We start from the raw sequence: 19,422 nt of genomic DNA, 5'->3' as shown, positions 1-19,422 counted from the left end.
GTCCGCGCGTCACCGAAGCCGCCGCCCCCGGGAGGACCCGTGTCCCGCACCGCCCTGCGAATCTGCCCCCTGTGCGAGGCCACCTGCGGGCTCACGCTCACCATCGAGGGCACCCGCGTCACCGGTGCCCGCGGTGACCGGGACGATGTGTTCAGCCAGGGGTTCATCTGCCCCAAGGGCGCCTCCTTCGGGGCCGTCGACGGTGACCCCGACCGGCTGCGCGGACCCCTCGTCCGCAAGGACGGCGAGCTGCGCGAGGCCACCTGGGAGGAGGCCTTCGACGCGGTCGCCGCCGGGATCCGGACCGTCGTCGAGCGGTACGGCGCGAACTCCGTCGGCGTCGTCCTCGGCAACCCCAACGTGCACACCATGGCCGGCGCGCTCTACCCGCCGGTGCTCCTCGCCGGGCTCGGCACCCGCAGCATCTTCACCGCGTCCACCGTCGACCAGATGCCCAAGCACGTCTCCAGCGGCCTGCTGTACGGCGACGCCAACGCGATCCCGGTACCCGACCTCGACCACACCGACCACCTGCTGCTCCTGGGCGCCAACCCCCTGGAATCCAACGGGAGTCTGTGCACCGCACCCGACTTCCCCGGCAAGCTCAAGGCGCTCAAGGCCCGCGGCGGCACGCTCACGGTCGTCGATCCCCGCCGCACCCGTACCGCCAAGCTCGCCGACCGCCACATCGCCATCCGGCCCGGCACCGACGCCCTGCTGCTCGCGGCGATGGCACACGTCCTCTTCGAGGAGGGCCTCGTGGAGCTCGGAGACCTGGCCGCCCACGTGCAGGGGCTCGGCGAACTCGCGGCGTCCGTACGGGACTTCACCCCCGAAGCCGTGGCCGACGCCTGCGACGTGGACGCCGTCACGATCCGCGCCCTCGCCCGCGAACTCGCCGCCGCCCCCACCGCCGCCGTATACGGCCGCATCGGCAGCTGCACCGTGCCCCACGGCACCCTCGCCAGCTGGCTCGTCGACGTCCTCAACATCCTCACCGGCAACCTCGACCGGCCCGGCGGCGCCCTCTTCCCGCAGGCGGCCACCGACAGGACGCCGCGGCCCGCCGGGCCCGGCCACGGCTTCGCGCTCGGGCGCTGGCGCTCCCGGGTGAGCGGGCACCCGGAGGCGAAGGGGGAGCTGCCGCTCTCCGCGCTCGCCGAGGAGATCGACACGGCCACCGAGGAGGGAGAACCGGTCCGCGCGCTCATCGCGGTCGCCGCCAACCCGGTGCTGTCCGCCCCCGACGGGAACCGGCTCGACAAGGCCCTCGAGTCCCTCGACTTCATGGTCAGCGTCGACCCGTACCTGAACGAGACCTCGCGCCACGCCCACGTCGTGCTGCCGCCGCCTCCGCCCTCCCAGAGCCCGCACCACGACTTCGCCTTCAACACCCTCGCCGTCCGCAACCAGGTCCGCTACACCCGCCCCGCCGTGCCCCTGGAGCCCGGCAGAATGGCCGAGACCGAGATCCTGGCCCGGCTGGTCCTGGCCGCGACCGGCATGCACGGCGCCGACCCGGCCGCCGTCGACGCGATGGTGATCGACCAGACCCTCGGCAAGGCGGTCAAGGAGCCGCACTCCCCGGTCCACGGCCGGGATCCCCGCGAGCTCGCCGCACAGCTCACCGGCGAGACCGGCCCCGAGCGGCGCCTCGACCTGATGCTGCGCCTGGGACCGTACGGCGACGGCTTCGGCGTACGCCCGGACGGGCTGAGCCTTCAGAAGCTGCTCGCGCATCCGCACGGCATCGACCTCGGGCCGCTGAGCCGGCGCCTGCCGCAGCCGCTGAAGACCCGCAGCGGCAAGGTCGAGCTGCTCCCGCAGCCGATCGCCGGAGACCTGCCCCGCCTCCGCCAGGCCCTGCACGAGCGGCCCGCCGGGCTCGTCCTGGTCGGCCGCCGTCATCTGCGCTCCAACAACAGCTGGATGCACAATGTGCCCGCCCTCACCGGCGGCACCAACCGCTGCACCCTGCACATCCACCCCGAGGACGCCGAACGCCTGGGCGTACGGGACGGGGCGCCCGTGCGGGTCAAGGGCGCCGGGGGAGAGGTGACCGCGCCCGCCGAGGTCACCGAGGGGGTGCGCCGGGGTGTGGTGAGCCTGCCGCACGGCTGGGGTCACGACCGGCCCGGAACCCGGCTCAGCCACGCCTCCGCCGACCCCGGAGTCAACGTCAACCAGATCCTCGACGGCAGCCTGCTCGACCCGCTCTCGGGCAACGCCGTTCTCAACGGAGTGCCCGTCGAAGTCGCCGCCGTGACCGAAAAGTTCCCTGCTCTGACCTGAGCAAAGCTGTGACCAGGAGTTTTGCGCTTATTGCTCGCGTGTCAACGTCTTGTTAACGCCACTTGACGAGTCCTAACGTCGTCGCCACCGCCGGCCCTGGTGGGAGTTCAAGGGCGAACGTTAGGTATCCACTCATGCTGACCATCCTCGGCTTCGCCATGATCGCGACCTTCCTGGTCCTGATCATGATGAAGAAGATGTCGCCGATCGCGGCGCTCGTACTGATCCCCGCACTGTTCTGTGTGTTCGTGGGAAAGGGCGCCAAGCTCGGTGACTACGTCATCGACGGCGTCACCAGCCTCGCCCCCACCGCGGCGATGCTCATGTTCGCGATCGTCTACTTCGGTGTGATGATCGACGTCGGCCTCTTCGACCCGGTCGTCCGCGGGATCCTGAAGTTCGCGAAGGCCGACCCGATGCGGATCGTCGTCGGCACCGCGGTCCTCGCCGCGATCGTCTCGCTCGACGGCGACGGCTCGACCACCTTCATGATCACGGTCTCGGCGATGTACCCGCTGTACAAGCGCCTCAAGATGAGCCTGGTCGTGATGACCGGTGTCGCCGCCATGGCCAACGGCGTGATGAACACGCTGCCGTGGGGCGGCCCCACCGCCCGTGCCGCCACCGCCCTCAAGCTGGACGCCAGCGACATCTTCGTCCCGATGATCCCGGCCCTGCTGGTCGGCCTCCTCGGCGTCTTCATCCTGTCGTACGTCCTCGGTGTGCGTGAGCGCAGGCGGCTGGGCGTGCTGACGCTGGGCGAGATCCTGGTGGACGAGAAGGTCGAGGAGAAGGAGACCGAGACGGTCCTGGTCGGCGCGGGCGGTGCCGGCGACGGCAAGACCCCGGCCCGCACCGGCGGCGCCGGCTTCGGCACCGACGCCGACGAGGACGACGACTTCCAGGGCCTCGACCAGAACCGGGCCACCCTGCGTCCCAAGCTCCTGTGGTTCAACTTCCTCCTCACGGTCGTGCTGCTCACCGCCATGATCATGGAGTACCTGCCGATCCCGGTGCTGTTCCTGATCGGCGCCGCGCTCGCGCTCACCGTGAACTTCCCGCACATCCCCGACCAGAAGGCCCGCCTCGCCGCTCACGCGGACAACGTCCTCAACGTCTCCGGCATGGTCTTCGCCGCCGCCGTCTTCACCGGTGTCCTCCAGGGCACCGGCATGGTCGACAGCATGGCCAAGTGGATGGTGGACGTCATCCCCGAGGGCATGGGCCCGCACATGGCCCTCGTCACCGGCGTGCTGAGCCTTCCGCTCACCTACTTCATGTCCAACGACGGCTTCTACTTCGGCGTCCTCCCGGTCCTCGCCGAGGCCGGCGCGGCGCACGGCGTCTCGCCGCTGGAGATGGCCCGCGCCTCGCTGGTCGGCCAGCCGCTGCACATGTCGAGCCCGCTCGTCCCGGCCGTCTACGTCCTGGTCGGCATGGCCAAGGTCGAGTTCGGCGACCACACCCGGTTCGTGGTCAAGTGGGCCGCGCTGACATCTCTGATCATCCTCGGGGCAGGAATCCTCTTCGGGATCATCTGACAGACCCGTCGGCCAACTCGCCATGGAGGAAACGACCGTGAGGCCCGGTGCGAACCGCGGCTGGCTGCTCCGCCTCGTCATCGCCTTCAGCTTCGCGCAGGGGGCGGTGTCGATGGCCCGGCCCGCCGTGTCCTACCGGGCCCTCGCGCTGGGCGCGGACGAGCGGGCGATCGGCGTCATCGCGGGCGTGTACGCCCTGCTCCCGCTCTTCGTCGCGGTACCGCTGGGCCGACGCACCGACCACGGCCGCTGCGCGCCCCTGCTGCCGGCCGGGGTGGTCCTGATATCCGGCGGCTGCGCACTCAGCGGCATCGCCAACTCCCTCTGGGCCATGGCGGTCTGGAGCGGGGTGATGGGCCTCGGTCACCTCTGCTTCGTGATCGGCGCCCAGTCGCTGGTGGCCCGCCAGTCCGCCCCGCACGAACAGGACCGCAACTTCGGCCACTTCACCATCGGCGCCTCCCTCGGCCAGCTGGTCGGCCCGATCGCGGCGGGCGCCCTGATCGGCGGCCGGGACATGGCGGGCACCAGCGCGCTCGCCCTGGTCGTCGCGGGCGCGGGAGCCGCGGTCGCGTTCACGTCGCTGTGGCGCATAGAGGACCGTACGACGGTCAAGTCCCGTACGGGACAGGGCGACCGCGTCCCCGTCCAGCGCATCCTGCGCGCCCGGGGCGTACCCGCCGGCATCTTCATCAGCCTCTCCGTGCTCTCCGCGACCGACATCCTCACCGCCTACCTCCCGGTGGTCGGCGAACACCGGGGCATCGCCCCCTCCGTGATCGGCCTCCTGCTCAGCCTGCGGGCCGCGGCCACGATCGCCTGCCGCCTGGTACTGACGCCGCTGCTGCGGCTGTTGGGCCGGGCGCTGCTGCTCACCGTCACCTGTCTGCTGGCGGCGGTGCTGTGCGCCGGCATCGCGCTGCCGGTGCCGGTGTGGGGCCTGGCCGTGATCCTCGCGGCCCTCGGCTTCTGCCTCGGCGTGGGCCAGCCGCTGTCCATGACGACGGTCGTCCAGGCCGCCCCCGACGGCGCCCGCTCCACCGCCCTCGCCCTGCGTCTGACCGGCAACCGCCTCGGCCAGGTCGCCGCGCCCGCCGCGGCCGGCCTGATCGCCGGGGTCGCGGGCGTGGCGGCGCCGTTCGTGATGCTCGGCGCGCTGCTGCTGGTGTCCTCGGGGGTGGCGCTGCGGTCCCCTTCGCCGGGCGGGCCGGCCGGAGGACGGGCTCCGGACCCCGAGCCCCGCAGAGCGGGGGTCCCACTGGACCGGAAGAGGGATGTCTGACGGGACGCAGGGCGCTGCTCCCACCATCCGCGGCGCGGATGTGAAAGAGAGTCAGATCAACTGCGTGGAGGCGACCCGCACGACGCCCCCCGGTGACCCGAAGGACGAGTCGAAGGTCTGCAAGTTCTACCTGGACGCCAACGGGTTCGACGTCAACCAGACCGTCAGATGGTCAATCGTGACGCAGCCTCTGGTGCCGGGCGGCGCGACCCGCGACGGTCTCCTCAACCTCCCGGACGGCACGGGCAGCAGCGAGATCGTGTCGCTGCCCGACGGCATGTACAAGCTCACCTGGAACATCGTCGGCGCGGCCGGCGCGGCCGGCGCGGGCAAGACCAAGGTGTTCACCGTCGAGTGCAAGGACCAGTCCGCCGCCGGCGTCCCGAACGGTGGTCCGCCCGCCGGCGGCGGCGGCCTCGCCCGCGCCGACGCCTTCACCCCGGTCGCCGGTGCGGCCGCCGTGGGCCTGGCCGCCGTCGGCGGGGTGGCCTGGTTCCGGCTCCGTCGCCGCTCGCATGGCGCCGCGTAGACGGACCCGCAGGCCCTGGTACCGGGCGCGCGCCTACCGCCTGGCGAGGACGGCCGTACTGACCGTCTCCCTGGTGGTGGGCGGCGTCTGGTGGGCCCGGCACGTCGACGAGGCGCCCGCCGGGGCGGCCGCCACCGCTGCCCCGGTCGCCCCCGCCGAAGTGCCCGCGGTGTCACAGCAGGGGCGCGCGACCGGCACCGGACTGCACGGGGGCCGCCCCGAGCCGTTCGGCGCCGGCGGCGCGCCCGGCGCTCGCCGCGAGCCGCCCGAGGGCCGAGCCGACGCCAGGACGGCGAGGCCGCAGCGACCGCGACCGGCCGTCGACGCGGCCCGGGCGAAGCCGCCGCGGCCCGGGGCCGCGGCGGCGAAGTCCGCACCACCCGGGGCCGCCACCGGCCGTGCCCGGCACGAGCCGCCCAGGGCGGGCAGCGCTGCGAGCAGGCCGAAATCGCGGCCGCCCGGGGCGCGGGCCGACGCGCGGGCGGCGCAGCCCCGCCGGCCGGCACCACGGCCCAAGTCCGTCCGCCGCCCCCCGGCACCGTCGCCGCAGCGCTCCCTGCCCCGCTCCCGCGCGACCCGGCTGGTCATCCCGTACCTGAGCGTCGACGCCCCGGTCATGGCCCTCCGCCTCGACCGCGAGCGGCGCCTGCCCGCACCGCCGGACGACCGTCCGAACCTGGTGGGCTGGTACGACGGCGGACCGACGCCCGGCGAGCAGGGGATCGCCGTCGCCGTCGGCCACCTCGACACCGACACCGGCCCCGCCGTCTTCGCGGGCCTCGCCGAACTGAATCCCGGCCGCACCGTCGAGATCAGGCGCGCCGACGGACGGACCGCCGTCTACACCGTCGACGCCATCAAGAAGTACGAGAAGAAGGACTTCCCCGACCGGGAGGTGTGCGGCGCCCGGGGCCGCCCCGAGCTCCGGCTGATCACCTGCGGTGGCACCTACGAACGCAGGACCGGCTACTCGGGCAACGTCGTCGTCTTCGCCCACCTCACCCAGGTCCGCGAACCCGGCAGGGCCGCCCGCACTCCTGAATCCGGCCGTCCGCTTTCTCACCGACTGGACGGGAGCGCCCGATCCGGCCCCTTCTCTTCCCCCGGCCGGGCATGGTCCGTTAACTTCCGTGACTCACAAGCCCGTACGACCCGCACGGGACATCCGACCGCGGAGCACCAGCGCCCAAGTGAGCCCCCGGGGGCACTGCCATGACACGCGCCATCTCTCTGCACGACGTGAGCAAGACCTACACGCGAGGCGTCCGCGTGGTGGACCGGCTGTCGCTGGACATCGCGCCCGGCGAGTTCCTCGTGCTGCTCGGCCCCTCGGGCTGCGGCAAGTCCACGGTGCTCAGAATGATCGCCGGCCTGGAGGAGATCACCGAGGGGCAACTGCTGCTCGACGGCGAGTACGCCAACGACCTGCTCCCCGCCGACCGGCGCATGGCGATGGTGTTCCAGAACTTCGCCCTCTACCCGAACATGACGAGCCGCGGCAACATCGGCTTCCCGCTGCGCATCGAGGCACCCGGCGAGGACCCGAGCCCGCGGGTGGACGCCACCGCCCGCATGCTGGGCATCGAGGACCTCCTCGACCGCCTCCCCGGCCAGCTCTCCGGCGGCGAACGCCAGCGCGTCGCCATGGGCCGGGCGATCGCCCGCCACCCCTCCGCCTTCCTGATGGACGAACCGCTGTCCAACCTGGACGCGAAGCTCCGCAACCACCTGCGGGCCGAAATAGCCGCCCTCACCCGCCAGTTGGGCGTCACCACGGTCTACGTCACCCACGACCAGGCCGAGGCCATGTCGCTCGGCGACCGGGTGGCCGTCATGCGCGGCGGCGTCCTCCAGCAGGTAGGCACCCCGCGCTCGGTGTACGCCCTGCCGCGCAACGTCTTCGTCGCCGCCTTCATCGGCACCCCGCGGATCAACCTGCTGCGCGGCCTGGTCCGCGCCCCGCTGGACGGCGCGATGACCATCAGCCTCGGCAAGCAGTACCTGCGGCTGCCCGAACCCCTCTGCCTGGACCACCAGTTGCTCCGCGTCCAGCAGGGCCGCGAGGTCATCGTCGGCCTGCGCTCGGAGGCCGTCCGCCTCGCCAAACCGGCCGACGCCCGCCCCGGCGAGGTGGCGATCAGCGGCCTCGTGGAACACGTGGAGTTCCAGGGCCACGAGGTCCTCGTCCACTTCAACACCGGCTCCCGCCCCGCCCTCGTACCGGAGCTGGAGGCCCCACGCCCCACCGCCCCCACGGACCGGCGCCGCCGCCGCGAGGGCACGGTCCTGAACCGCTTCCGGGAGCGGGCGGGCGCCCTGCGCGCCGGCCCGGTGGTGGTCCTGGACGACCCGACGGACCCCGCCCCCGAACCCGCCCCGGCCGACGGCCGCCTCCCCGGCGACCTCGTCGTGCGCACCACTCCCGACATCGACCTCCGCCGGGGCATGCACGTCCCCCTCCTCGTCGACATCGCCCACCTGTTCGTCTTCGACCAGCACGGCGAGCGCATTTCCCCGGCCCCGGCGCGGCTGCCCGATCTGGAGGAGTGAGGCGGGCGGCGGGGGACGGGGGGAAGACCGAGAGGATCCGGTGGGCGTACGAGAAGGGTTTCGGGCGGGAGGTCGTGGCGAGGGTGGGCGAGCGGGTGCGGGGCGGCTTGTGATGTCTGGGTGCCCGGTTGGTCCCCGGAGACGTCTGGGGCCAGAAAACTAACGCCGCTAGTTTATGGGGCGGACGACGCAGCCCGCCCGGGAGGACGCACGATGAAGGCACACGACGGCATGTACATCGACGGCGAGTGGCGCCCCGCCGCCGGCCCGGACGTGATCGAGGTCGTGAACCCGGTCGACGAGCGGGTCGTCGGCACGGGTCCCGGCGGGGACCGCCGTGGACGTCGACGCCGCCGTACGGGCCGCCCGCGCCGCCCTCCCGGCCTGGGCCGCGACCGGCCCCGCCGAGCGGGCAGCGCGCCTGGCCGCCCTCCGGGACGTCCTCGCGGCCCGCAAGGACGAGATCGCCGAGACGGTCACCGCCGAACTCGGCTCGCCCCTGAAGTTCTCCCAGGCCGTCCACGCGGCCGTACCGATCGCCGTCGCCGGTTCCTACGCCGAGCTGGCGGCGACGTACGCCTTCGAGGAGAAGGTCGGCAACTCGACCGTCTTCCACGAGCCCGTCGGCGTGATCGGCGCGATCACGCCGTGGAACTACCCCCTGCACCAGATCGTCGCCAAGGTCGCCCCGGCGCTGGCGGCGGGCTGCACGGTGGTCGTGAAGCCCGCAGAGGACACCCCGCTCGTCGCCCAGCTCTTCGCCGAGGCGGTCCATGAGGCCGGCGTGCCGGCGGGTGTCTTCAACCTGGTCACCGGCCTCGGCCCGGTCGCCGGACAGGCCCTCGCCGAGCATCCGGGCGTCGACCTGGTCTCCTTCACCGGCTCCACCGCCGTCGGCAGGCAGATCGGCGCGACGGCGAGCGCCGCCGTGAAGAAGGTCGCCCTCGAACTGGGCGGCAAGTCCGCCAACGTCATCCTCCCGAGCGCCGACCTGGCCAGGGCGGTCAACGTCGGCGTCGCCAACGTCATGTCCAACTCCGGCCAGACGTGCAGCGCCTGGACGCGGATGCTGGTGCACCGGGAGCGGTACGACGAGGCGGTCGAGCTGGCCGCCGCGGCCGCCGCGAAGTACGGCGACCGCATCGGCCCGGTCGTCAACGCCAAGCAGCGGGAACGCGTGCGGAATTACATCGACAAGGGTGTGGCGGAGGGCGCGCGGCTGGTCGCGGGCGGTCCCGAATCCCCGCGCGAACAGGGGTACTTCGTCAGCCCGACCGTCTTCGCCGACGTCACCTCCGACATGACCATCGCGCAGGAGGAGATCTTCGGCCCGGTCCTGTCCATCCTCCGCTACGAGGACGAGGAGGACGCCCTGCGCATCGCCAACGGCACGGTCTACGGCCTCGCGGGCGGGGTTTGGCGGGCGCCGAGGCCTGGTCGGACGCCCGCCACTTACCAAATGGCCGCATCAACGGCGGCCGCATCAACCGTTCCTGGGCGGTACGCGTAGTCAGGCCTGCATACCGGCACGCCCCGAACGGTCTTGGGCGCACTGGTCCCCCGCTTTCGAGCCTGGGCGGCGACACGGATCGTGTCCGTGGTCCAGTCCCGGACCGGCAGGTTCCCTCACGGCCCGCGATAGTGGCTACGGCCAGGGGCGGCGGAGAGGCCCTGAACCATCCTCTGGCGGAGCAGGGGCCCCGCACGCTGACGCCGTATCCGGTCTTGCGGGTCGCGGCAACGACACCAGCCCGAACGGTCGAGGCGCCGCCAGCTGATCCAACCGGGCGCTACCCGATCGGGTGAATGTGCCCCGTGCTGCCCCTGGCGACGGCCTCGTCCTCAACTGAGTTCCTTCCTGCGGCAGTTGCCACGCCTGTTCGCTCGGCGAGGTCTGGCTGTGCGCCAACGCCCTCAACGGGGCCGCCGAGGTGTACGCCCGTCGCGCGTCCGACGGCAGCGACCTCCACCCCGGCCTGAACGTCGCCGCCTTCGCCGAGGAGACGGTGGTGCCGGCGAACTGCGAAGGAAGAACTGGCGCGGGGCGCCGGCGCCACCGACTACCTCGTCGCCTCCGACACCACCGCCCGCGGGATCCGCGCCCTCACCGGCAGGCAGGGCGTCGACGTGGCCGTCGAGTGCGTCGGCCGCGTGGCCACGATCCGCACGGCCTGGGACTCCACCCGCCGCGGCGGCCGTACGACGGTCGTCGGCATCGGCGGCAAGGGACCAGCAGGTCACCTTCAACGCCCTGGAGCTCTTCCACTGGGGCCGGACCCTCGCGGGCTGCGTCTACGGCAACTCCGACCCGGCCCGGGACCTGCCGGTGCTCGCCGGACACGTCCGGGCGGGCCGCCTGGACCTGGGCGCGCTGGTGACCGAACGGATCGGCCTGGAAGGCATCCCGGCGCGTTCGAGAACATGCTGGCGGGCAAGGGCGGCAGGGCGCTGGTCGTGTTCTGAGGCCTGTGGGTCGCCCGGGGCCCCTCGGGTGCTCCGGGCAACCTTCGTGCACACCCGTTGACCCCATACCGTCCGGTCAGTATGTTCCCGGGAACGTCCCCACCGCACCCACCGGAGTGTGCACACATGGACACCGCACCACCCGCTCACCCCCTCCCCACCACGGCCCTCCCCAAGGCCGGCCACCGCCGCGTGGCCACCGCGGCGGCGCTCGCCTCCGCCGTCGAGTGGTACGACTACTTCGTCTTCGGCATAGCCGCCGCCCTCGTCCTCGGAGACCTGTACTTCCCGGCGGGCAGCTCCAGCGCCGGAGTCCTCGCCTCCTTCGCCACCTTCGCGGTCGGCTTCCTCGCCCGCCCGCTCGGCGGCATCGTCGCCGGCCACCTCGGCGACAAGCGCGGCCGCAAGCCGATGCTGGTCCTCGCCCTCACGCTCATGGGCCTCGCCACCACCGGCATCGGCCTGCTCCCCACGTACGACACCATCGGCGTCGCCGCCCCGATCCTGCTGGTCGCCCTGCGCGTCCTCCAGGGCGTCGCGGTCGGCGCGCAGTGGGGCGGCGCCATGCTGCTGGCCACCGAGTACGCCCCCGAGGGCAAGCGCGGTGTCTACGGCAGCGTCGTCCAGCTCGGCGTCCCCATCGGCGTGGTGACGGCCAACTCGGTCTTCCTGCTGGCCGGCGCGTTCACCACGGACAGCGAGTTCGCCGCGTGGGCCTGGCGGGTGCCGTTCCTCATCGGCCTGTTCGTGCTCGTCCTGGCCTGGTACATCCACACCAAGGTCGAGGAGACTCCCGCGTTCCGGGAGGCCGAGAAGGCGTTGACGCAGAAGGAGAAGGCCGAGCGGAACTCCCCGCTGCGCACGATCCTGCGCGGCCACCTCGGCACGGTGCTCCTGGCCGGTGGCTCCTTCGCCGTGAACACCGCGACGTTCTACATCATCATCACCGGCGTCCTCGACTACACGACCCGCGAACTCGACATGAAGCGCGGCGCGGTGCTCACCGTCTCGCTCTGCGTCAGCCTCACCCAGCTGGTGCTGATCCCCGCCTCCGCGGCGCTCTCCGACCGCGTCGGCCGCATCCGGATCTACGCGTTCGGCGCGGCCGGCATCGGGCTGTGGGCCGTACCGATGTTCCTGCTGGTCGACACCGGCTCGCTGCTGTGGCTCGCGGTCGGCACCTTCGTCGCCAGCTGCTTCCTCAGCATCATGTACGGCCCCCAGGCCGCCCTGTTCGCCGAGCTGTTCACCGCCGAGATGCGCTACACGGGCGCCTCCCTCGGCTACCAGATCGCGGCGGTGTTCGGCGGCGGGCTCGCGCCCTTCCTGATGGTGCTGCTCCTGGAGGCCACGGGTACCTCGATGGCGGTGTCCGGCTACATCATCGGGCTCGCGGTCATCGCGCTGTTCTCCATCAAGGTCCTCGCGGACCGGGCCCGTTCACGCTGACGGCCCCGCCGCCTTCTCGGGCCGCGGCTCCGGAACCGCTCCCGGAGCCGCGGCCTTCCGCGTGCGCGAGCGCGACACCGCGACCCCGGCCAGGCACAGCAGGCCGCCCGCCAGCGTGAGCAGCCCCGGCACCTCGCCGAGCGCCACCCACGACATCAGGACGACCAGGGCGGGCACGGCGTACGTGGTCGCGCCCATGCGGCTCGCGGTCGTACGGGACAGGGCGTACGCCCACGTCGTGAAGGCCAGCGCGGTCGGGAACACGCCCAGGTAGACCATGTTGAGGGTCGCCGAGACCGGCGCGTCGGCGGCCTCCTCGACGAGCTGACCGGCGAACGGCAGACACACCACGGCCCCGACCAGGCACCCGAACGTCGTCACCTGCAACACGCTCGCCCGGCCGAGGGCGGGCTTCTGCGCCACGACACCGGCCGCGTAGCCGACCGCGGCGAGCAGGCACAGCACCACACCGAGCAACGACGACCCGCCGCCGCCCGACATCGACAGCCCGACCGTGACCGCGCCCGCGAACGACACCGCCATCCCCGCCAGCAGCCGAGGCGGCATGGCGTCGCCCAGAAACCGCGCGCCGAGCAGGGCGATCAGGATCGGCCCGATGTTCACGACCAGGGCCGCCGTACCGGCGTCCACCTGCTGCTCGCCCCAGTTCAGGGCCACCATGTAGAACCCGAACCACAACACCCCGGATATCGCGATCCCCCGCCACGCCGAGCGTGGCGGCAGCCCCTCCCGCCGTACGAGACAGATCACCCCCAGCGTCAGCGCCCCCGCGAGCAACCGCCCGAGCGCCAGGGCACCCGGCGAGTACTCGGCCCCCGCACTGCGGATCGACACGAACGCGGAGGCCCACAACACCACGGTGACGGTGGCGGCGCCGGCGGCGAGCAGCTCTGCGCGACGGACGGGGCGGGCAGGGAAGGCGTTCATCATGCTCCAGAGACTAGGAGGGGAGTGGGGCAAGGTCTCGCGGATTTCGGACGCAGAGGCTGGGGCCGATCGGCGCAGTGTGCCGCTGGGTATGAGTTCGGCGCCTGTCGCGGTGGCGTCCGCTGCAACCCCCAGGGGCGCGGGGAACTGCGCGACCAGCCACCCACGCACTCGCACCCGGCACATCACCGAACCCCCCACCCGTATCCGCCCGCCCAAGCTCAGCGCAGCGCACCCGCCGGGATCCCCAGCAGCTCCGACAGAATCCTCTCCCCGGTCGCCGTGACCTTCACCGCCCGCTCCGACCCGATACGCACACACCAGCCCGCGTCGAGGGCGTGCCGGCACAGCGCCGCACCCGCCACGCCCGCGAGATGAGGCCGGCGTTCCGTCCAGTCGAGGCAGGCACGGGCCAGCGGGCGACGGCTCGAACGGTCGAGGCGGATCCCGGCGGCGTCGAACCAGCCGACGCCCGCGTCCGTCAGTGCGAACCCGGTGTCCTGGCGGAGCAGTTCGCGTGCGGTCAGGGCGTCGGTGACCGCGATGCCGAGCCGTCCCGCGAGGTGGTCGTAGCAGGTGCGGCCGCGGGCCATCGCCGACCCGGCGGTGGACTCGCGCAGGTTCCGGGGCCGTACGGCGTCACCGCCCGGAGCGACCTGTGCGGCGAGGTCCTCCACCAGCTGGGCGACCCGCGCGTCGGCCAGCCGTACGTACCGGTGCCGCCCCTGACGTTCCTCGGTGAGCAGCCCGCCCGCGACGAGCTTGCCCAGGTGTTCGCTCAGGGTCGACGCGGCGACGCCCGCGTGCCGCGCCAGCTCACCGGCGGTCCAGGCCCGCCCGTCGAGCAGCGCGAGCAGACAGGCGGCCCGGGTCTCGTCGGCGACGAGGCCGGCGAGACGGGCCAGCGGGTGCGCCCGTGGGTCCTTCGTGGTCATGCGATCCAGCATGGGACACGGACGGTTCGGCGCGCACCGAAGTTTCCTACGACGCCCGCCTGACCTGCTCGTACTGCTGCACCAGCCCGTCCAGCAGCGCGGTCAGCCCGGTCTCGAAGGCCCGCTCGTCGATCTTCTCCTGCTGTTCGGCGAGGAGGTGGGCCTGCCCGAGGTGCGGGTAGTCGGCGGGGTCGTACGCGCTCGCGTCGTCCACGAAACCCCCGGCGAAGGAACCGAGCGCGGAGCCCATGACGAAGTACCGCATCAGCGCGCCGATGGAGGTGGCCTGTGCCGGTGGCCAGCCCGCCTCGACCATCGCGCCGTAGACGGCGTCGGCGAGACGGAGCCCGGCCGGGCGGCGGCCGGGGCCGCGGGCCAGCACCGGGACGATGTTCGGATGGTCGCGCAGGGCGGCCCGGTAGGAGACCGCCCAGTCGTGCAGCGAGGTCCGCCAGTCCCGCCCGTCCTCGAACATCGACAGGTCGACCTGCGCGCTCACCGAGTCGGCGACCGCCTCCAGGATCTCGTCCTTGGTGCGGAAGTGGTTGTAGAGCGAGGGCCCGCTGACCCCCAGCTCGGCGGCGAGCCGGCGCGTGGAGACGGCCGCCAGGCCCTCCGCGTCCACGAGCACCCGGGCGGTCGCGACGATCCGGTCGGTGCTCAGGAGGGGCTTGCGCGGTCGGGCCATGGCGCACATAGTAGGGCTGCGCCCGTAAACTAGCAGTGCTAATTTAAAGGTGCTGCTGAAGGTGCTGCTGACGGTGCTGCTGAAGGTGCAGCTTTCACAGTGGGGTGACACGTCATGAACCTTGAGCTCAGCGAGGAGCAGACCGCGGTCCGGCGGCTGGCCCGGGACTTCGTGGACCGCGAGATCGCCCCTCACGTCATCGCCTGGGACCGCGCCGAGGAGGTCGACAGGTCGATCGTCAAGAAGCTCGGGGAGGTCGGCTTCCTGGGGCTGACCATCGACGAGGAGTACGGCGGCTCGGGTGGCGACCATCTCGCGTACTGCCTGGTCACGGAGGAACTCGGCCGCGGTGACTCGTCCGTGCGCGGGATCGTCTCCGTCTCGCTGGGGCTGGTTGCCAAGACCGTCGCCGCCCGGGGGAGCGAAGAGCAGAAGCGGCGGTGGCTGCCGGGCCTCACCTCCGGCGCGTACGTCGGCTGCTTCGGCCTCACCGAACCGGGCACCGGGTCCGACGCCGGCAACCTCGCCACGCGCGCGGTGCGCGACGGCGACGACTACGTCATCAACGGCACCAAGATGTTCATCACGAACGGCACCTGGGCCGACGTCGTGCTCCTGTTCGCCCGCTCCACCGACGCCCCCGGCCACAAGGGCGTCTCCGCCTTCCTCGTGCCGACCGACACCCCCGGCCTGACCCGCCGCGCCATCCACGGCAAGCTGGGCCTGCGCGGCCAGGCGACCGCGGAGCTGGTCCTCGAGGACGTACGGGTGCCTGCCTCCGCCATGTTGGGCGAAGAAGGCAAGGGATTCTCCGTCGCCATGTCGGCCCTGGCCAAGGGCCGGATGTCGGTGGCGGCGGGCTGCGTCGGCATCGCCCAGGCCGCGCTGGACGTGGCCGTCCGGTACGCGGGCGAGCGCGAGCAGTTCGGCAGGACCATCGCCCACCACCAGCTCGTCCAGGAACTGATCAGCGACATCGCCGTCGACGTGGACGCCGCCCGCCTGCTGACCTGGCGGGTCGCCGACCTGATCGACCGCGGCCTGCCCTTCGCCACCGAGTCCTCCAAGGCCAAGCTCTTCGCCTCGGAGGCGGCCGTCCGCGCCGCGAACAACGCCCTCCAGGTCTTCGGCGGCTACGGCTACATCGACGAGTACCCGGCGGGCAAGCTGCTGCGGGACGCCCGCGTGATGACCCTGTACGAGGGCACCAGTCAGATCCAGAAGCTGGTGATCGGGCGGGCGCTGACGGGGGTTTCGGCGTTCTGAGGTCTTCCGAGCGCTTCCGAGGACTTCTGAGTACGTTCTCTGAGTACTTCGGCGGATGTGGCGCGGGCCACGTCCGCCGATCCTTGTCCCCATGAGTGACACACAGGGCAAGCAGCAGAACACGGCCGCGTTCTACGGGCAGGCCGTCGCGTCCTTCTCCGTGGCCATGGCGGCCACCGGCATCGGCATCTACAACCTTCAGGGCGACGCCTGGGTGCGCGGCTTCCTCGCGATCGCCGTCCTGTACCTGGTGACCTCCACCTTCACCCTGTCCAAGGTGATCCGGGACCGCCAAGAGGCGGCGAGCGGGGCGTACAACCCGTTCGAGAAGCTCTGAACCCGTTTCGCGCAGCGCTGAGCGGCCACGCTAAGCGCCCGCTCACCTTCGGCGGTATGGTGTGGGTCGTGCCAGTCGAGAGGGGCCAGTGATGAATACGGCGGAGGAGACGGCCGGCGGCGAGACGTCGGCGTGGGGCGAGGTCACGCCCGACGCGGCCCGGCGGCTGCTCGTCGCCGCGGTGGAGGCCTTCGCCGAGCGCGGCTACCACGCCACGACGACCCGTGACATCGCGGGCCGCGCGGGCATGAGCCCGGCCGCGCTCTACATCCACTACAAGACCAAGGAAGAACTCCTCCATCGCATCAGCAGGATCGGCCACGAGAAGGCCGTGGAGATCCTGCGCGTGGCGGCCGCGGGCGAGGGCAGCGCGGCCGAGCGGCTCGCCGACGCGGTCAGCTCCTTCGTCCGCTGGCACGCGGGCGGTCGTACCACCGCGCGGGTCGTGCAGTACGAACTCGACTCCCTCGGCCCGGACGCCCGCGCCGAGATCCTCGCCCTGCGCCGGCAGTGCGACGCCGAGGTGCGAGGCATCATCGAGGACGGTGTGGCGGCGGGCGAGTTCGACGTCCTGGACGTCCAGGGGACCACGCTCGCCGTGCTCTCCCTGTGCATCGACGTGGCCCGCTGGTTCAACGTCAAGGGCCCCCGCACACCCGAGGAGGTCGGCGCGCTCTACGCCGACCTCGTGCTGCGGATGGTGGGGGCGAAGTAAGCCCGGCGGTTGTCGGCGGTGCGTCAGAGGTAGTACCGGGACACGGACTCCGCGACGCACACCGGCTTGTCCCCGCCCTCGCGCTCCACGGTGAAGGCGACGGTCACCTGGACCCCGCCCTGCACATCGTCGACGCCGGTGATCGTGGCGGTCGAGCGCAGCCGGGAGCCGACCGGGACCGGGGCGGGGAAACGGACCTTGTTCGATCCGTAGTTGACGCCCATCTTCACGCCCTCGACCTTGATCAGCTGGGGCCCGAAGAGCGGGAGCAGGGACAGGGTCAGGTACCCGTGCGCGATGGTCGTCCCGAACGGCCCCGAGGCGGCGCGCTCCGGATCGACGTGGATCCACTGGTGATCACCGGTGGCCTCCGCGAACAGGTCGATCCGCTTCTGGTCGATCTCCAGCCAGTCGGTGTACCCCAGCTGCTCGCCCACCGCCCCCTTCAGGTCGTCGACGGACGCGAAGATCCTCGGCTCTGCCATGTCCCGGCCTCTCGTGTGATGTCTAAGCGACTGCTTAGCATGGTCGGCCGCGCATCCCATGTCAACGGACCGGCGCGAGGACGGGGTGGGTAGGCTTCGAGGAGTGCCCCAGATTCACGAGAAGATCCATGAGCTCACGGTCGGCCAGCTCGCCGCCCGCAGCGGCGCCGCCGTCTCCGCCCTGCACTTCTACGAGTCCAAGGGCCTGATCAGCAGCCGCCGCACCGCGGGCAACCAACGCCGCTACTCCCGTGACGCCCTGCGCCGGGTCGCCTTCGTCCGCGCCGCCCAGCGCGTCGGCATCCCGCTCGCCACGATCCGCGAGGCCCTCGCCGAGCTCCCCGAGGAACGCACCCCCACCCACGAGGACTGGGCCCGCCTCTCCGAGGCCTGGCGCTCCGAACTCGACGAGCGCATCAAGCAGCTGAACCGCCTCCGCGACCACTTGACCGACTGCATCGGCTGCGGCTGCCTCTCCCTGGACACCTGCGTCCTGTCCAACCCGGACGACGTGTTCGGCGAACGGCTGACGGGTTCGAGACTGCTGGTCGAGCAGCGGAGGGACCGACAGGCGTAGCGGCGGGTCCGTCCGCGCCGTGGTGGCCGACGCTGTTCGCGCTGCCGAGGCCGGCGGTCTGCGCTGCTGCGGCCAGGGCCGTCTGCGCGGTCGTGGGCCGGGCTCGGAGGGCGCGGTCGTGGCTGGGCTCGCAAGGCGCGTCGTGGCCAGGGGTGGGCGCCCGCCGTCGTGGCCGCGAGTGTGTACGCGCGGCGGTGGCCGGGGCTGTCTGTACGGTCGTGGCCTAGGTGTATTGCCCTGAGAGGTTGGGGACGCGGCTGGCGGGTGGTTGGCCTTTCAGCGCGGTGTGTCCGCGGTGGTGATTGTAGGTGTGCAGCCAGTCGGGGAACGCTTGGCGTCGTTCGGTCTCTGAGTGGTAGGGGCGGGCGTAGGCCCACTCGTCGAGCAGGGTGCGGTTGAAGCGTTCGACCTTCCCGTTGGTCTGCGGCCGGTAGGGCCGGGTGCGCTTGTGGGTGACCCCGGCTGCGGTGAGCAGGTCGCGCCAGTCTCGTGAGCGGTAGCAGGAGCCGTTGTCGGTCAGGACCCGTTCGACCGTGATGCCGGCCTGGGTGAAGAACGCCTGGGCACGGGTCCAGAAGCCGGTGGCGGTCTCCTTCTTCTCATCCGCGTGGATCTCGCTGTAGGCCAGTCGGGAGTGGTCGTCGACGGCGGTGTGGAGGTAGCTGTAGCCGGCGTTCGGGCGGTTCTTGCGTCCTGCTTGGCGGCCCAGCACTTTGTGTCCGCCGCCGTCGGGGATGTTGCCGAGCTTCTTGATGTCGACGTGCACCAGCTCGCCGGGACGTTCACGTTCGTAGCGGCGTATGACGCGGCCGGTGGCCCGGTCCAGGTGGGTGAGGCGGGCCAGGCCGTAGCGGGTCAGCACACGGTGAACGGTCGAGGGCACCAGGTGCAGCAGGTGCGCGATGCGGGCCGGTCCCCAGCGGCGCAGGACACGGACCTTGATGATGCGCCGCTCGGTGCGGGTCGGCGTCCTGCGCGGGCTGGTACGCGGGCGGCTGGAGAGGTCGCTCATGCCTGCTTCGCCGAACGTCCGGTAGCGGTCGGCCCAGCGCTGGGCGGTGGTCGGCGAGACCTGGAAGCGTTCGGCAGCCCGGCGCAGGGGCCAGCCGTCCTCGACCACGCAACGGGCCAGGCGCAGTCGTCCGGTCTCGGTCAGGGGTGCATTACGGTGGGACACGAGGGCCTTTCGGTCGGTGTCGACGTCGCAATCCACACCGAACTCGAAAGGCCCTCACCTGTTCAAGATCCCTCAGCTGAGACCTGCCTCACCGTCCACAACCTCCCGGGACAGAACACCTAGGGCACCGACCGTGCTGCCGTGGCCCGGGCCTGTGCACACTGCCGTGGCTGTGGGTTTGATCGCAC

16 protein-coding genes and 2 pseudogenes are annotated in these 19,422 nt (G+C 72.0%); 13 read left to right on the top strand and 5 right to left on the bottom strand.

The features are described 5' to 3' along the window. Positions 1-39: 39 nt before the first annotated feature. The 9 genes and pseudogenes from QFZ76_RS11980 (at position 40) to QFZ76_RS11940 (ending at position 12,106) form a co-directional block, all read left to right on the top strand. Positions 40-2,292 carry a molybdopterin oxidoreductase family protein gene (locus QFZ76_RS11980; protein ID WP_307673697.1) on the top strand — a complete coding sequence of 751 codons (2,253 nt, stop codon included), beginning with the start codon at positions 40-42 and terminating at the stop codon, positions 2,290-2,292. A 134-nt stretch (positions 2,293-2,426) separates the two neighbouring features. Further along, positions 2,427-3,833 carry a CitMHS family transporter gene (locus QFZ76_RS11975; protein WP_307673696.1) on the top strand — a complete coding sequence of 469 codons (1,407 nt, stop codon included), beginning with the start codon at positions 2,427-2,429 and terminating at the stop codon, positions 3,831-3,833. A 37-nt stretch (positions 3,834-3,870) separates the two neighbouring features. Then, entirely contained in the window at positions 3,871-5,115 is a 1,245-nt protein-coding gene (locus QFZ76_RS11970; RefSeq protein WP_307673695.1) for an MFS transporter, read from the top strand. Further along, the gene (locus QFZ76_RS11965; protein ID WP_307673694.1) at positions 5,108-5,644 is read left to right on the top strand and encodes a hypothetical protein; all 537 of its coding nucleotides are present in this window, start codon (positions 5,108-5,110) and stop codon (positions 5,642-5,644) included. The genes QFZ76_RS11970 and QFZ76_RS11965 overlap by 8 nt, the downstream gene beginning before the upstream one ends. Further along, the gene (locus tag QFZ76_RS11960) at positions 5,631-6,860 is read left to right on the top strand and encodes a class F sortase (RefSeq protein WP_307673693.1); all 1,230 of its coding nucleotides are present in this window, start codon (positions 5,631-5,633) and stop codon (positions 6,858-6,860) included. Before QFZ76_RS11965 ends, QFZ76_RS11960 begins: the two co-directional genes overlap by 14 nt. Next, positions 6,857-8,194 (top strand): ABC transporter ATP-binding protein, encoded by a 1,338-nt coding sequence (locus QFZ76_RS11955; protein ID WP_307673692.1) that lies wholly within the window; start codon positions 6,857-6,859, stop codon positions 8,192-8,194. The genes QFZ76_RS11960 and QFZ76_RS11955 overlap by 4 nt, the downstream gene beginning before the upstream one ends. Positions 8,195-8,407: 213 nt before the next feature. Further along, positions 8,408-9,682: pseudogene (locus QFZ76_RS11950) on the top strand (aldehyde dehydrogenase family protein); the annotation flags it as partial. A gap of 320 nt (positions 9,683-10,002) precedes the next feature. Further along, positions 10,003-10,657, top strand: a pseudogene (locus QFZ76_RS11945) (zinc-binding dehydrogenase); the annotation flags it as partial. A gap of 126 nt (positions 10,658-10,783) precedes the next feature. Further along, entirely contained in the window at positions 10,784-12,106 is a 1,323-nt protein-coding gene (locus QFZ76_RS11940; protein WP_307673691.1) for an MFS transporter, read from the top strand. Here QFZ76_RS11940 and QFZ76_RS11935 read toward each other — a convergent pair. From QFZ76_RS11935 to QFZ76_RS11925, 3 genes are all read right to left on the bottom strand, one after another. Further along, positions 12,098-13,057: a DMT family transporter gene (locus QFZ76_RS11935; protein WP_373464287.1), complete on the bottom strand. Its 960-nt coding sequence runs from the start codon at positions 13,055-13,057 to the stop codon at positions 12,098-12,100. The genes QFZ76_RS11940 and QFZ76_RS11935 overlap by 9 nt on opposite strands. A gap of 218 nt (positions 13,058-13,275) precedes the next feature. Continuing rightward, on the bottom strand, positions 13,276-13,989 hold the full coding sequence (locus QFZ76_RS11930) for a helix-turn-helix transcriptional regulator (protein WP_307673690.1): 714 nt from the start codon (positions 13,987-13,989) through the stop codon (positions 13,276-13,278). A gap of 46 nt (positions 13,990-14,035) precedes the next feature. Further along, positions 14,036-14,677: a TetR/AcrR family transcriptional regulator gene (locus tag QFZ76_RS11925; protein WP_307673689.1), complete on the bottom strand. Its 642-nt coding sequence runs from the start codon at positions 14,675-14,677 to the stop codon at positions 14,036-14,038. Between the two features lie 114 nt (positions 14,678-14,791). Here QFZ76_RS11925 and QFZ76_RS11920 point away from each other — a divergent pair, with 114 nt between their 5' ends. From QFZ76_RS11920 to QFZ76_RS11910, 3 genes are all read left to right on the top strand, one after another. After that, positions 14,792-15,943, top strand: coding sequence for an acyl-CoA dehydrogenase family protein (locus QFZ76_RS11920; RefSeq protein ID WP_307673688.1), 1,152 nt, complete (start codon positions 14,792-14,794; stop codon positions 15,941-15,943). A 91-nt stretch (positions 15,944-16,034) separates the two neighbouring features. After that, positions 16,035-16,280, top strand: coding sequence for a YiaA/YiaB family inner membrane protein (locus tag QFZ76_RS11915; RefSeq protein WP_266442325.1), 246 nt, complete (start codon positions 16,035-16,037; stop codon positions 16,278-16,280). Between the two features lie 91 nt (positions 16,281-16,371). Beyond that, positions 16,372-16,995, top strand: a complete 624-nt coding sequence (locus QFZ76_RS11910; RefSeq protein WP_307673687.1) for a TetR/AcrR family transcriptional regulator — start codon at positions 16,372-16,374, stop codon at positions 16,993-16,995. A 23-nt stretch (positions 16,996-17,018) separates the two neighbouring features. Here QFZ76_RS11910 and QFZ76_RS11905 read toward each other — a convergent pair whose 3' ends face one another. Continuing rightward, complete coding sequence (locus QFZ76_RS11905; RefSeq protein WP_307673686.1) at positions 17,019-17,480, bottom strand: MaoC family dehydratase; 462 nt, start codon at positions 17,478-17,480, stop codon at positions 17,019-17,021. Between the two features lie 58 nt (positions 17,481-17,538). Here QFZ76_RS11905 and soxR point away from each other — a divergent pair, with 58 nt between their 5' ends. Further along, on the top strand, positions 17,539-18,057 hold the full coding sequence (gene soxR / locus QFZ76_RS11900; protein ID WP_373464286.1) for a redox-sensitive transcriptional activator SoxR: 519 nt from the start codon (positions 17,539-17,541) through the stop codon (positions 18,055-18,057). 223 nt (positions 18,058-18,280) lie between these two features. Here the strand turns inward: soxR and QFZ76_RS11895 are convergent, their stop codons facing one another. Next, entirely contained in the window at positions 18,281-19,234 is a 954-nt protein-coding gene (locus tag QFZ76_RS11895; RefSeq protein ID WP_307673684.1) for an IS481 family transposase, read from the bottom strand. Positions 19,235-19,422: the final 188 nt, after the last annotated feature.

This window comes from Streptomyces sp. V4I2 (assembly GCF_030817655.1).
Classification (GTDB): domain Bacteria; phylum Actinomycetota; class Actinomycetes; order Streptomycetales; family Streptomycetaceae; genus Streptomyces; species Streptomyces plumbiresistens.
The sequence above is the reverse complement of the archived record's forward strand: the minus strand, read 5'-3'. Positions and strand labels throughout refer to the sequence as shown.

Coding starts and splice junctions, on each gene's coding strand:
- QFZ76_RS11920 (WP_307673688.1), top strand. CDS start 14,792: ATGAACCTTGAGCTCAGCGAGGAGCAGACCGCGGTCCGGCGGCTGGCC.
- QFZ76_RS11940 (WP_307673691.1), top strand. CDS start 10,784: ATGGACACCGCACCACCCGCTCACCCCCTCCCCACCACGGCCCTCCCC.
- QFZ76_RS11955 (WP_307673692.1), top strand. CDS start 6,857: ATGACACGCGCCATCTCTCTGCACGACGTGAGCAAGACCTACACGCGA.
- QFZ76_RS11930 (WP_307673690.1), bottom strand. CDS start 13,989: ATGACCACGAAGGACCCACGGGCGCACCCGCTGGCCCGTCTCGCCGGC.
- QFZ76_RS11925 (WP_307673689.1), bottom strand. CDS start 14,677: ATGGCCCGACCGCGCAAGCCCCTCCTGAGCACCGACCGGATCGTCGCG.
- soxR (WP_373464286.1), top strand. CDS start 17,539: ATGTCAACGGACCGGCGCGAGGACGGGGTGGGTAGGCTTCGAGGAGTG.
- QFZ76_RS11935 (WP_373464287.1), bottom strand. CDS start 13,057: ATGATGAACGCCTTCCCTGCCCGCCCCGTCCGTCGCGCAGAGCTGCTC.
- QFZ76_RS11905 (WP_307673686.1), bottom strand. CDS start 17,480: ATGGCAGAGCCGAGGATCTTCGCGTCCGTCGACGACCTGAAGGGGGCG.
- QFZ76_RS11975 (WP_307673696.1), top strand. CDS start 2,427: ATGCTGACCATCCTCGGCTTCGCCATGATCGCGACCTTCCTGGTCCTG.
- QFZ76_RS11910 (WP_307673687.1), top strand. CDS start 16,372: ATGAATACGGCGGAGGAGACGGCCGGCGGCGAGACGTCGGCGTGGGGC.
- QFZ76_RS11965 (WP_307673694.1), top strand. CDS start 5,108: ATGTCTGACGGGACGCAGGGCGCTGCTCCCACCATCCGCGGCGCGGAT.
- QFZ76_RS11960 (WP_307673693.1), top strand. CDS start 5,631: ATGGCGCCGCGTAGACGGACCCGCAGGCCCTGGTACCGGGCGCGCGCC.
- QFZ76_RS11915 (WP_266442325.1), top strand. CDS start 16,035: ATGAGTGACACACAGGGCAAGCAGCAGAACACGGCCGCGTTCTACGGG.